Origin of the sequence: Staphylococcus sp. HGB0015 (genome assembly GCF_000411275.1) — a bacterium.
Lineage (GTDB): Bacteria > Bacillota > Bacilli > Staphylococcales > Staphylococcaceae > Staphylococcus > Staphylococcus schleiferi.
Genome location: NZ_KE150417.1, coordinates 606,126 through 620,575 on the forward strand (window position 1 = coordinate 606,126; position 14,450 = coordinate 620,575).

The window sequence follows — 14,450 nt, forward strand, 5'->3', positions numbered from 1 at the left end:
GCTAAAATGAAAAAATTAAAGATTCTAATTTGTGCCGTGATTATATTTTTAGTGATGGGTTGTTATGAATTAAACACTAATGTTCAAGTAAATGCTCAAACTGATAAGAATGAAGATAATTCTTTATTATTTGAAAAAAATAATATTGAGTTAAAGGGTGGTGGTATTAATGTAACTGAAGATATTCTAGATAAACTTAATGGTCCTGGTTTTACAGTAATTATTAAATATAGTCAATCCAAGCCCGATGGTGTTCAAGCCTTATTTGGAATATCAAATTCTAAAAAAGGAAATGCAAATAGTTATTTAGATTTATATATTAATGAAAAAGGTGAATTGGGAATGGAGGCCCGTGATTCAGGATCTCAAACAAATAATGTAGTAAGTAGACCGGCTTCTGTTTGGGGAAAATACAAAAATAAACCAGTATCTAATACTGTTGCTTTAGTGTCAAATAATAATTCTAACACATACGCTCTTTATTCAAATGGATATAAAATAGAAGAAAAAAAGCTGGATAAATTCTTAAAACTTAATGATATAAAAGGATTAGATTCCATTGTTATTGGTGGAGTTAACAGAGAAGGAACAAATAAATTTGGGTTTAACGGAACAATTGAAAATATTAAAATTTATAATTATCCATTGAATGAAAAAAACTTGGAAAATAAAACTCAAAATAATATTTCAAATCATTTGGTCTATAAGGCTAATGATGCTACAGGTTCAAATTATTTTAGAATTCCTGTTTTGTATACTTTGAGCAATGGTAGAGTATTATCAAGTATTGATGCTCGCTATGGTGGCACACATGATTTTTTAAATAAAATTAATATAGCAACGAGTTATACAGATAATAATGGTAGTTCCTGGTCAAAACCTAATATTGCTTTGTCGTTTAATGATTTTGCATCGGTGCCATTAGAGTGGCCTAGAGATGCTAGTAAACGTGACATGCAAATAAGTGGGGGAGCAACATTTATAGATTCGGTAATATTAGAGAAAAACAATCACCAAACTATGCTTTTTGCAGATATAATGCCTGCTGGTGTTAGTTTTCGTGATTCCGTTCGAAACGATTCAGGTTTTAAAAAAATTGGTAAGAAGTATTATTTAAAATTGAAAAAAAGTGGAGATAGTGAATATCAATATTCAATTAGAGATAATGGAATAATCTATGATGATCGAAATAATCAATCTACCGAATACACTGTGGATGACAATTATTCAATTAGCAAAAATGGTGAAAAGTTAAAAGTTGAGCAATATTCTGCACAAATAATTAACGGTAAGAAAAAAGAGTATAAAAACGGAAAACTAGTAGATATGAATATATTTTACAAAGATTCATTATTTAAGGTTGTACAGACTAATTATATTTCATATTGTGTAAGTAATGATTTCAGAAGTTCTTGGTCAAAACCAATACTAATCCCTGGATTACTTGGAGAAAATCATAATTCTCCATATTTAGCTCCAGGCAGAGGAATTGTGGAACATAGTAAGGGTAGAATACTCATTCCATCATATACTGGGAAGGAATCTGTATTTATTTATAGTGACGATAATGGCAAATCCTGGGGGACAAAAGTTATATCTTTGCCATCAAACTGGTCTGCTGAGGCGCAATTAGTTGAATTGAAACCAGGAATTTTACAAGCTTATATGAGAACTAATAATGGAAAAATAGCTTTTATAACAAGTAAAGATGCTGGTGAAACATGGAGTGAGCCAGAATATTTAGATTTCATTTCTAATCCAAACTATGGAACAGAACTTTCTATAATCAATTACAGTCAAAAGATTGATGGTAAAAATGCTGTTATCTTAAGTACTCCAAATTCAAAATATGGCAGAAGAAATGGTCAAATTTGGATTGGTTTAGTGGATGAAAATAATCATATTGATTGGCGTTACCATCATAATGTTGATTATAGTCAATATGGCTACTCATATTCTTCATTAACAGAATTACCTAACAATGATATTGGATTAATGTTTGAAAAATATGATTCATGGTCTAGGAAAGAATTACATATTAAAAATGTAGTTCCTTTCGTTTCTTATCAGATTGAAGAACTAAAAAATACTGAGAAAGAAAGTGAAAAATAATGATTAAATATGGCATTGTTGGTACGGGTTATTTTGGTGCTGATTTAGCTAGGGCAATTCATAAAATTGAGGATGCCAGTGTGACTGCAGTTTTTGATCCTCATCATGCTGAAGCTATTGCAGCTGAACTAAATGCAGAGATATGCGATAGTTTAGACGCATTGGTTAGAAGACAGGATATTGATTGTGTGATTGTAGCATCACCTAGCCATCTTCATCGTGAACCGGTGATTAAAGCAGCAGAACAAGGGAAGCATGTGTTCTGTGAAAAACCTATCGCATTGAATTATCAAGATTGTAAAGCAATGGTAGATGCATGTAAAGCAAATGGAGTCATTTTTATGGCGGGTCATATTATGAACTTTTTTAATGGTGTCCATTATGCGAAGTCTTTGGTGAATGAAGGCAGAATTGGAAAAGTATTATATTGTCATGCTACAAGAACCGGATGGGAAGAACCACAACCGACTGTTTCTTGGAAAAAACTGCGTTCGCAATCAGGTGGACATTTGTATCATCATATTCATGAATTAGATTGTATACAATTTATAATGGGTGGACTTCCTGAAAAAGCCACAATGGTAGGAGGTAATGTTTATCATAAAGGCGAGCAGTTTGGTGATGAAGATGATATGCTTATTATCAATTTAGAATATAGCGATGAACGATATGCGCTATTAGAGTATGGAAATGCTTTTCGTTGGGGAGAGCATTATGTTTTGATTGAAGGAACAGAGGGTGCAATCAAACTTGACTTGTATCAAACAGGTGGAACATTACGTGTCAAAGGTGAAGGCGAATCGCATTTTCTAATACACGAAACGCAAGAGGAAGATGAGGAGAGAACCGAAATATATACTGGCCGTGGCATGGATGGTGCAATTGCATATGGTAAACCAGGCATAAGAACACCCCTATGGTTACAAACATGTATAGACAAAGAAGTAAACTACCTTCATCAAGTTTTAAAAGGTGAGCCAGTTTCCGATGAATTCATCAAGCTTTTAAATGGTGTTGCTGCACTTGAATCTATTGCTACCGCAGATGCTTGTACTATATCTTTAAATGAAGATCGAAAAGTGTCATTAAATGAAATTATAAATACTAAGTAGTAAAACATTGAATCAAGAAATAGACTTCTTATTATAAATTGTCAGAAATAATTGTTGGTCTTTTAGAGGGGGATAAGACAAAAGGGGTACATTTTCCTAAGTGAGCATCTTAAAAACCCGACTCTTTATTATGTATGACTAATAAGTAAAATTTAGAGATTAAGTAGCATAGCGTTGCTTAATCTCTTTTTTGGGTGGCTTACAAAAATCTGTACATAAAATGAAAGGACTGCCTAAATGATCAAAGTTTTTATAACCTAAGACAATCCGTTATATCAGCTTTGCTTTACTGATAATGCTCTCAAGGAGGTCGTATACATAAAGCTCAACGATTAACTAAAGTCGTACAACATTGAAAAAGAGTGTGAATGATTGATGATGGACGATAATATTAGTATAAAAATACAATGTGTATGACATTTTTCTTTGCTATCAATAATTAAAGAACTTGAAGCTAATGAAATGAATGAGAAGCTTCTTCTTTATTAAAGTGCGAAATTAATGATAAAATTGATAGGAAATATATTATTCGTGACTTATTTAATTAAAGCACGATGAAATGGATGTATTAATATGAAAAGGAGTTCCATCTTTGGATATTTATCAACATTTTAGACCTGAGGAACATGAACAAATCGATTATTTATTAGATAAAGTAAGGCAGGCTGAAACACAGTATGCGCCTGTGTTAACACACTTTTTAGATCCACGTGGTCAATATATGTTGCAAGTGATTGTAGGTAGTTTTAGTGATTTGCATGTGACTTTTAATGGTGGACATCAAGCTGAAAGGTGCCGTGCTGTAATTGCGCCGAGTTATTTTGACCCCACTTTGGACGATTTTGAAATCAGTTTAATTGAAATCGACTATCCTTCAAAATTTGTGACACTTCAACATCAACATGTTTTAGGAACATTAATGTCATTAGGGATTGAACGTGAACAAGTGGGCGATATTATTGTTGCGGATCGAATACAATTCGTTTTGACAAAACAACTGGAATCGTATATCATGTTAGAATTAACACGTATTAAAGGGGCTACGATTAAACTTAATGTTATCCCGTTTGAAGATATGGTACAATCAGAAGCGTATTGGGAGACACATGAAGCAACAGTCAGTGCAACACGCCTTGATGTCGTTTTAAAAGAAATGATCCGAAAGTCACGTACCATAGCGAAAACTTATATTCAACGTAAGCGTGTCAAAGTCAACCACACATTGATTGAGGCAGCTGATTTTCAGCTTCAAGCTGGGGATTTATTATCGATACAAGGATATGGACGCGCTAAAGTGGCTGAAATAGGGAGTCGTACTAAAAAAGATAAACTAAGAATCACCTATCAAACTTTATTTAAATAGTGTATGATGGAGGAGGGCAATTTATGGCTTTTACACCAAGCGAGATTAAAAACAAATCGTTTACGCGTATTAAAAATGGCTTTGAACCTGAAGAAGTTGAACAATATTTAGAACAATTGAGTCAAGAACTTGAGCGTTTAAGAGAAGATAAAAAGCAATTAGAAAACGTTTTAAATGAACGCGACTCACATATCCAATCTTTTAAAGATGTTGAAAAATCAGTTGGAGAAGCAATTGTGAGTGCCCAAAGAGCGGCTGACGAAACTAAAGCTGCTGCGCAAAAAGAACATGATGCCATTATTCAAAAAGCACAAGCAGAGGCAAATCGAATTGTGAATGATGGTTTAGAAAAAGCACGTCGTTTATCTTTCCAAACTGAAGATATGAAGCGACAATCGAAAATTTTCCGTTCTCGCTTTAGAATGCTTGTTGAAGCGCAGCTAGATTTATTAAAAAATGATGATTGGGACTATCTCCTTAATTATGATTTAGATGCACAACAAGTGACTGAGGAAAATTTCCAACATTTAAACCAACAAGATATTACAGCAGAAGAGCAACAGGTTGCTCAAAATAACAATGAGAAGCCACGATCAGATGAAAACGAAACAACACAATCTAAAGATGAAACAGACAAGTAAGAAAAGATAAGCATGGATACAGCGAGTTAGGGAGAGTGAGAGCCTAATAGATGTCCTTTTCTTATATCACTGTTTTGTTGAATATTAATAAATTTTTTGAGAGAACTCTAAGCTGAGTTAATCAGGGTGGTACCGCGGTCATTCCGTCCCTGTTATTGAGCTTAGAGTTCTTTTTCAGTTAAAGGAGTGTAATGTCAAATGGACTACAAAGATACTTTATTAATGCCAAAAACAGATTTTCCTATGCGTGGGGGTCTTCCTAATAAAGAACCTCAAATTCAACAAAAATGGAAAGAGCAAGATTTGTATCAAAAAATTCTTAAGAAAAATGAAGGCAATCCGTCATATATTTTGCATGATGGTCCACCGTATGCAAACGGAAGCGTTCATATGGGACACGCTTTAAATAAAATTTTGAAAGACTTCATTACGCGTTATAAATCGATGCAAGGTTTCTATACACCATATGTTCCAGGTTGGGATACACATGGCTTACCAATCGAACAAGCATTAACAAAAAAAGGTGTAAAACGTAAAGAAATGTCAATTTCAGAATTTCGTGATCGTTGCCAAGCTTTCGCTATGGAACAAATTGAAATTCAGAAAAAAGACTTTGAGCGTTTAGGTATTAATGGCGATTTCCAAAATCCTTATATCACATTGAAACCTGAATTTGAAGCAGCTCAAATTCGTTTATTCGGTGAAATGGCAGATAAAGGTCTAATTTATAAAGGGAAAAAACCGGTTTATTGGTCACCTTCTAGTGAATCATCATTAGCAGAAGCAGAGATTGAATATCATGATAAACGTTCTGCATCCATCTACGTTGCTTTTGACGTTAAAGACGGCAAAGGTGTTGTGGATGAAGACGCTAAATTTATTATTTGGACAACAACGCCATGGACATTACCATCTAATGTTGCGATTACTGTTCACCCTGAATTAACTTATGTCCAAATGAATGTAGATGGAACGAAATATATTATTGCGGAAGCACTTGTTGATAGTGTTGTAGAGCAATTAGGTTGGGATAAAGAGACGATTGTACGTGAGCAAGATTTTAAAGGTTCAGAGCTTGAATATGTTGAAGCGCAACATCCTTTCATTGACCGTACTTCTTTAGTCATCAATGGTGAACATGTTACTACAGATGCGGGTACAGGATGTGTTCATACTGCACCTGGACATGGTGAAGATGACTATATCGTTGGTCAAAAATATGGTTTAGATGTGATTAGTCCTGTCGATGCTAAAGGTGTATTCACAGCAGAAGCGGGTCAGTTTGAAGGTATGTTTTATGATAAAGCAAACAAAGCGATTACAGAATTGTTAACTGAAAAAGGTGCTTTATTGAAACTTGAATTTATTACACATAGTTATCCCCACGATTGGCGTACGAAAAAACCAGTTATTTTCCGTGCAACACCACAATGGTTTGCATCAATTTCGAAAGTACGTCAAGATATTTTAGACGCGATTGACAATACTCAATTCAAAGTTGAATGGGGTAAAACACGTATTTATAACATGATTCGTGACCGTGGTGAGTGGGTCATTTCTCGTCAACGTGTTTGGGGTGTACCTTTACCAGTCTTTTATGCTGAAAATGGCGACATCATTATGACAAAAGAAACGGTATACCACGTTGCGGATTTATTTGAAAAACACGGTTCAAATATCTGGTTTGAAAAAGATGCGAAAGACTTATTACCAGAAGGATTTACGCATCCAGGTAGTCCAAACGGTGTATTTACTAAAGAAGAAGATATCATGGATGTATGGTTTGACTCAGGTTCTTCTCACAGAGGCGTACTTGAAACGCGTCCTGAGCTTAGTTTTCCAGCTGACTTATATTTAGAAGGTAGCGACCAATATCGTGGTTGGTTTAACTCATCAATTACAACAGCTGTCGCAACACGTGGTTTGGCACCTTACAAAATGTTACTTTCTCATGGTTTCGTGATGGATGGAGAAGGTAAAAAGATGAGTAAATCCTTAGGTAACGTGACTGCGCCAGATACAGTTGTTAAACAAAAAGGTGCAGATATCGCACGTCTTTGGGTAAGTTCAGTTGACTATCTTGCGGATGTTCGTATTTCTGATGAGATTCTTAAACAAGTGGCGGATGTTTACCGCAAAATCAGAAACACATTACGTTTCTTATTAGGTAATGTGAATGATTTTGATCCTGCAACAGATCGCATTGCAGAAGCCGATTTATTAGAAGTGGATCGCTATGTTTTACATCGCTTAAGAGAATTTACAGCGAGCACATTAGATCATTATGAACAATTTGATTATCTTGATATTTATCAAGAAGTTCAAAACTTTATTAATGTTGAACTTAGTAACTTCTACTTAGATTATGGTAAAGACATTTTATATATTGAAAAACGTGACGCACACAAACGTCGTAGTATGCAAACTGTACTTTTCGAGATTTTAGTTAATATGACAAAATTACTAGCTCCGATTATTCCACATACAGCGGATGAAGTTTGGTCACATATTGAACATGTTGAAGAAGAAAGTGTACATTTAACGAATATGCCTGAAAAAGAAGCTGTAGATCAAGCATTGCTTGATAAATGGGGTCAATTTATGGCATTGCGTGATGACGTTAACCGTGCATTAGAAGCAGCGAGAAATGAAAAAACAATTGGTAAATCTTTAGAAGCAAAAGTGAAAATTGGTAATAGCCCTTCATTTGATACAGTTGCATTTTTAGAAGGCTTTGAAGATTTACATCAACTCTTTATCGTTTCTCAAGTCGAAGTTGTGGATGCACCTCAAGGTGAAGTTTATCAACATGGAACAATCGAAATTGTTCATGCAGAAGGACAAAAATGTGAACGTTGTTGGAATTATAGTAAATCTTTAGGTACAGTGGCTGGCTTATCTGGATTATGTCCACGATGCCAAGCGGTTGTGAAGACTCTATAAGTTAACGTTGGCTGAGTGACAGAAGTCATTTGGAAGCAATTGACGTATTCTGTTAACTAAAGTCGCCTAATTTGGAAATCAAATATGATTTACACGATTGACCTCCTAATAGCACGAGAATGTTATTGGGAGGTCAATTTATGAAAAAGTAAGCTTCATCTATTTTTTCTCACTGTTGATATAAATATTCCAGTCGTTTTGAAACAAAGCGGTTATTCTACTTGCAATAATGACGTGGACTTTATAAGTAAATAGAGAGTATCGTTTACCGTACTTTTTTATATCGTGTTATAATATAACGGTGATTAAAAGAAAGGAAAAATAATATGAAACGACAATATTATCTCGGGCTTTCAATATTGATAGTGGTTTTGATTTTGATTGCCGATCAAGTAACTAAATTTGTGATTCGAACACAAATGGCAGTAGGTGAATCATTTAATGTGATTCCTCACTTTTTATCTATCACATCACATCGAAATAATGGCGCAGCTTGGGGCATATTAAGTGGTAAAATCACATTCTTTTACATTATTACAGTCATCATTCTCATCGCTTTAGTTGTATTTTTTATTAAGGAAGCTAAAAATCAAATGATGATGCAAATTGCGATAAGCTTACTTTTTGCGGGTGCATTAGGTAATTTTATTGATCGCGTTCGTACAGGGGAAGTTGTAGACTTTGTAGATACGGTCATTTTTGGATATGACTTCCCAATTTTTAATATTGCTGATGCAAGTTTAACGATAGGTGTTATTTTGCTCGTGATTGTACTACTTAAAGATCAGAATCAAAAAGGTGAGGTGTAATAATGGAAAAGCATGAATTTACAATTGATAACGAAGCCCACCATTTACAGCGTATAGATAAAATTTTACCGGAATTTAACTCAGAGTGGTCTCGTAGTCAAATACAAGATTGGATTAAAGAAGGCTTAGTTCAAGTGAATGGGAAAACCATTAAATCCAATTATAAACTTAAAACGGGAGATCACGTAGAAGTAACGGAAAAAGAAGTGGTAGAGGCAGATATACAACCAGAAAATTTAAACTTAGATATTTATTATGAAGATGAAGATGTCGCTATCGTCTATAAACCTAAAGGGATGGTCGTTCATCCGTCAGCAGGACACTACTCAGGAACACTCGTAAATGGTTTGATGTATCAAATTAAAAACTTATCAGGCATTAATGGTGAGATTCGACCTGGGATTGTGCACCGTATTGACAAAGATACGTCAGGTTTATTAATGGTTGCTAAAAATGATGTGGCACATCGAAGTCTTGTTGAACAATTAATGGCTAAAACGGTTACGCGTAAATATACGGCGCTTGTTCATGGACATATCCCGCATGAATTTGGCACGATAGATGCGCCAATAGGACGAAATAAAAATGATAGACAGGCGATGGCAGTTGAAGATGATGGAAAAGAAGCTGTTACGCATTTTAATGTAATAGAAAATTTTAAAAACTACACATTAGTCGAATGTCAATTGGAAACAGGACGTACACACCAAATTCGTGTGCATATGAAATATATCGGTTATCCACTTGTAGGGGATCCGAAATATGGTCCTAAGAAAACGTTAGATATCGGGGGTCAAGCGTTACATGCAGGTGTAATTGGATTTAATCATCCACGTACAGGAGCGTATATTGAACGTGTTGCACCGTTACCCGAAACGTTTGAACAGTTATTAGGACAATTAAGAAAAGAAGAGAAATAAGCTTAATTGTAGAGTGTATAATCACGATGATGGATGAAATTAACCTCAAAAGTTCTAATAGTGAATTTTTCTATCATGTGCAACGATTAGAAAATTAGAAAACTTACTATATAGGCTTTACAAGTCCTGTAAAAAGCGTTACCATTGTTTTAAGAAAAATTATAAAAACAAACGTCTTTAATGTAGAGTCCTGTGAGGCTCAAAAGACATGAATAGAGAACGTAAAAATCTTTTCTATCCTAAATAAGAATGTGTTTTAAACGTACGAGAGACGTTAAAATATTTCGATCAGGATATGACGAATTTTGCTTATTCTAAACTCGTGTCTATTAAAGACACGAGTTTTTTGTTAGGAGTGAATAATGTTGGTTGAACGTGTGATTTTAGATGAATCGGCGATAAATCGTACGCTAACACGTATTGCTCATGAAATCTTAGAATATAATAAAGGATCAGACAACTTAGCGTTACTTGGTATTAAAACGCGCGGAGAGTATCTGGCAAAACGTATTCAACAAAAGATTCAACAAATTGAAGAAGTCGAAGTCCCAACTGGCACGATAGATATTACTGACTTTCGAGATGATATTGACGCAAGAATTCAACAGTTAAACAAGACTTTTGAAATTAATGCAGACTTAACGAATCGTGTAGTCATCATTGTGGACGATGTTTTATACACAGGTCGAACAGTTAGAGCCTCACTTGATGCGATTTTAATGTATACAAGACCTAAAAAGATAGGGCTTGCTACACTGGTCGATCGTGGTCATCGAGAGTTACCAATACGCGCTGACTTCGTTGGTAAAAACATACCGACTTCACATGAAGAATCTGTCAGTGTTTATTTAAATGAAATTGACCAGCGCAATGCCGTTGTCATCACATAAAGCCTTTTAATTCAGTACGAGAGACTGACAAAGGACGAGCACATCCTATTTGATTCATTTTATGCTATTCAAATGTTGTATTTGTATAGGCGATAATGGATGAAATGTATAGATGTCAAACCTCAGTCTCTTACCTTAAAAAGGTGAAGAGACTTTTTTTATGCGAAAGGAAGAAAACTATGGAAAACGATCAAATGTTTAAACGTACCGTACAACCGGTACTCGATGTGAATGAAAGACCAAAAGCGGGGCAATGGGCATTTTTAAGTTTGCAGCACTTATTTGCGATGTTTGGTGCCACGGTACTTGTTCCGTTTCTCACTGGCCTTCCAGTATCATCGGCCTTGCTTGCATCAGGAATTGGTACATTATTCTACATATTAATAACGAAAGGAAAGATTCCTGCATATTTAGGCTCTAGTTTCGCTTTTATCACACCGATTATTACAGGTTTGAGCACAAATAGCTTAGGCGATATGCTTGTAGCCTTATTCATGAGTGGTGTGATGTACGTCATTATTGGGATTGCCATTAAGTTAAGCGGGATTAACTGGTTAATGCATCTCTTACCACCCGTTGTTGTCGGTCCTGTCATTATGGTCATTGGTCTTAGCCTTGCACCAACTGCTGTTAATATGGTGATGTTTGAAAATGCAGGAGATATGAAAGGCTACAACCTCAGTTATATTGCAGTTGCAGGTATTACATTATTAGTCACTTTGATTGTTCAAGGATTTGCGAAAGGCTTCTTTTCACTGATACCTGTACTCATAGGTATAGTCGTAGGATATATTACAGCGATTATGTTTGGAATAGTGGACTTTAAGCCAGTTGAAAAAGCAGCATGGTTCCAGTTCCCGGACATTTACTTACCATTTGCTGATTATCATCCTTCCATTCACCTCGGTTTGATCACCATCATGTTGCCTATTGTATTTGTAACAGTTAGTGAACATATTGGTCACCAAATGGTCATCAATAAAATCGTAGGACGTAATTTCTTCGAAGATCCAGGTTTACATCGCTCAATCATCGGCGACGGGGTTTCAACAATGTTTTCAAGTATTATCGGTGGACCACCAAGTACAACTTACGGTGAAAACATTGGTGTGTTGGCCATTACAAAAATTTACAGTATTTATGTCATCGGTGGTGCTGCGGTATTTGCCATCATGCTAGGTTTTGTAGGTAAATTTACAGCATTGATTTCATCTATCCCGACACCAGTAATGGGCGGTGTGTCAATCTTATTATTTGGAACAATCGCAGCGAGTGGTTTAAGAATGCTCGTAGAAAGCCAAGTGGATTTTGCTCAAAATCGTAATCTTGTCATTGCTTCAGTCATTTTAGTAATAGGAATTGGAAATATGATGCTTAACTTATCTGATTTAGGTGTCAAATTAACTATTGAAGGTATGGCATTATCAGCAACAGCAGGTATTTTATTGAATTTACTCTTACCAAAACGATAAACATTAGGAGGTCTTGTCAATGGAACATCTTGTTTCAATGGAACACTTATCTGTAAAAGAAATTGAAAACCTTATTCAAAAAGCTTCTCAATACAAGAAAGGTAAAGACGTACCCAGTTTAGAAGGTCATTATATAGCGAACTTATTTTTTGAAAACTCTACACGTACAAAATGTAGTTTTGAAATGGCTGAACACCGATTAAATATTAAACAAATTAATTTTGAATCAACAGCTTCTTCTGTGCAAAAAGGAGAATCGCTTTATGATACTTGTCGTACACTCCAAAGTATAGGTTGCGACGCTTTAGTCATCAGACATGAACAAAATAACTATTATGATGAATTGTTGAATATGGGCATTCCTATCATTAATGCGGGTGATGGAAGTGGCCAACATCCAACACAGAGTCTGTTAGATTTAATGACCATTTACGAAGAGTTTGGACGATTTAAAGGATTGAATGTTGTGATATGTGGAGATATTAAAAACTCACGTGTTGCGCGAAGTAACTATCACAGTTTGACAGCACTGGGTGCGAATGTTTCATTCTCAAGTCCTGAAATTTGGCAAGACGATACGATGGAAGCAGAATATGTCGACTTAGATGACGTCATCGATCAAGTGGATATTGTGATGTTACTAAGAGTACAACATGAAAGACATACTGTTGGCTCACATGGGTTTGAAAAAGCTTCATACCATGCTCAATATGGGCTCACAGAAGAACGCTACAAAAAATTACAAGAACATGCGATTGTTATGCATCCTGCACCAGTCAATCGGGATGTTGAAATTGCCGATTCTTTAGTTGAAGCACCGCAATCACGAATTTTTAAACAAATGGAAAATGGTGTGTATCTCAGAATGGCTGTACTGACAGAAACAATTAAAAAATAAGGGAGAGAATCGGATATGAAATTAATTCAAAATGCAAAAATGTTAGAAGCAGGTCAATTAAAAAAGGTAGATGTTTTGATTGAAGGTAAAACAATCAAGCAAATTGCTGAATCAATAGAAGCAACAGATGAAATGACTGTCATCGATGCGAAAGGTCATTTCTTATCTCCAGGGTTTATCGATGTCCATGTACATTTAAGAGAACCTGGTGGTGAATACAAAGAAACGATTGAAACAGGAACGCGTGCAGTGGCTCGCGGTGGTTTTACAACTGTTTGTCCGATGCCTAATACAAAGCCTGTTCCTGATTCTATAGAAAATTTAACGCATTTGAATGAATTAATTGCTAAAAGTGCGCATGTACGTGTACTACCTTATGCGTCAATCACTGTAAGACAGGCTGGGAGAGCGCATGTAGATTTTAAAGCACTTACAGAAAATGGTGCTTTTGCTTTTACAGATGATGGTGTGGGTGTCCAACAAGCTTCAATGATGTATGAAGCAATGCAACAAGCTAAAGCTCAAAATAAAGCTGTCGTTGCCCACTGTGAAGACAATAGTTTGATTTACGGTGGTGCTATGCATGAAGGTAAAAGAAGTAAAGCGCTCGGTATTCCGGGGATTCCAAATATTTGTGAATCTGTCCAAATTGCTCGTGATGTTTTGTTGAGTGAAGCAACAGGGTGTCACTATCATGTTTGTCATGTTTCTACAAAAGAAAGTGTACGCGTGATTAGAGATGCTAAAAAAGCAGGTATTCCAGTAACAGCAGAAGTCACACCTCATCATCTTTTACTAACAGAGGATGATATTCCAGGTGACAATGCGATCTATAAAATGAATCCGCCATTAAGAAGTCACGAAGATAGAGCGGCGTTATTGGAAGGTTTATTAGATGGCACAATTGACTGCATTGCAACAGATCATGCGCCACACGCAGCAGAAGAAAAAGCACAACCTATGACACGTGCACCATTCGGTATTGTGGGTAGTGAGACGGCATTCCCATTATTGTACACGCACTTTGTTAAAAATGGAGACTGGTCATTACAACAACTTGTAGACTACTTAACAACGAAACCTGCACAAACTTTTGACTTACCATACGGTCGTTTAGAAGAAGGTGGCTTAGCAGATTTAACGTTGATTAATTTAGAAGACGAATACGAAATTAAAGCAGAAGATTTCTTGTCTAAAGCATCGAATACACCATTCTTAGGAGAAAAAGTATACGGTAATCCTATTTTAACAATGGTAGAAGGACATATTTGTTATGAGGGGGCAAAATAA

Annotated in this window: 11 protein-coding genes; all 11 read left to right on the forward strand. The window is 35.5% G+C overall.

The annotated features are described in order from the left end of the window. Positions 1-6 precede the first annotated feature (6 nt). The 11 genes from HMPREF1208_RS02830 (at position 7) to HMPREF1208_RS02880 (ending at position 14,450) form a co-directional block, all read left to right on the forward strand. Positions 7-2,112, forward strand: coding sequence for a sialidase family protein (locus HMPREF1208_RS02830; protein ID WP_016424837.1), 2,106 nt, complete (start codon positions 7-9; stop codon positions 2,110-2,112). Further along, on the forward strand, positions 2,112-3,224 hold the full coding sequence (locus tag HMPREF1208_RS02835) for a Gfo/Idh/MocA family protein (RefSeq protein WP_016424838.1): 1,113 nt from the start codon (positions 2,112-2,114) through the stop codon (positions 3,222-3,224). The genes HMPREF1208_RS02830 and HMPREF1208_RS02835 overlap by 1 nt, the downstream gene beginning before the upstream one ends. Positions 3,225-3,816: 592 nt before the next feature. Continuing rightward, positions 3,817-4,587 (forward strand): YlmH family RNA-binding protein, encoded by a 771-nt coding sequence (locus HMPREF1208_RS02840; protein ID WP_016424839.1) that lies wholly within the window; start codon positions 3,817-3,819, stop codon positions 4,585-4,587. Positions 4,588-4,610: 23 nt separating this feature from the next. Beyond that, entirely contained in the window at positions 4,611-5,228 is a 618-nt protein-coding gene (locus HMPREF1208_RS02845) for a DivIVA domain-containing protein (protein WP_016424840.1), read from the forward strand. A 198-nt stretch (positions 5,229-5,426) separates the two neighbouring features. Continuing rightward, positions 5,427-8,171 carry an isoleucine--tRNA ligase gene (gene ileS, locus HMPREF1208_RS02850; protein ID WP_016424841.1) on the forward strand — a complete coding sequence of 915 codons (2,745 nt, stop codon included), beginning with the start codon at positions 5,427-5,429 and terminating at the stop codon, positions 8,169-8,171. A gap of 326 nt (positions 8,172-8,497) precedes the next feature. After that, complete coding sequence (gene lspA, locus HMPREF1208_RS02855; RefSeq protein ID WP_016424842.1) at positions 8,498-8,980, forward strand: signal peptidase II; 483 nt, start codon at positions 8,498-8,500, stop codon at positions 8,978-8,980. A gap of 2 nt (positions 8,981-8,982) precedes the next feature. Beyond that, complete coding sequence (locus HMPREF1208_RS02860; protein WP_016424843.1) at positions 8,983-9,900, forward strand: RluA family pseudouridine synthase; 918 nt, start codon at positions 8,983-8,985, stop codon at positions 9,898-9,900. A 365-nt stretch (positions 9,901-10,265) separates the two neighbouring features. Beyond that, positions 10,266-10,790, forward strand: coding sequence for a bifunctional pyr operon transcriptional regulator/uracil phosphoribosyltransferase PyrR (gene pyrR / locus HMPREF1208_RS02865; RefSeq protein ID WP_037559228.1), 525 nt, complete (start codon positions 10,266-10,268; stop codon positions 10,788-10,790). 179 nt (positions 10,791-10,969) lie between these two features. Continuing rightward, positions 10,970-12,262, forward strand: a complete 1,293-nt coding sequence (locus HMPREF1208_RS02870; RefSeq protein ID WP_016424845.1) for a uracil-xanthine permease family protein — start codon at positions 10,970-10,972, stop codon at positions 12,260-12,262. Between the two features lie 19 nt (positions 12,263-12,281). Further along, complete coding sequence (locus tag HMPREF1208_RS02875) at positions 12,282-13,160, forward strand: aspartate carbamoyltransferase catalytic subunit (RefSeq protein ID WP_016424846.1); 879 nt, start codon at positions 12,282-12,284, stop codon at positions 13,158-13,160. Between the two features lie 15 nt (positions 13,161-13,175). Then, entirely contained in the window at positions 13,176-14,450 is a 1,275-nt protein-coding gene (locus HMPREF1208_RS02880) for a dihydroorotase (RefSeq protein WP_016424847.1), read from the forward strand.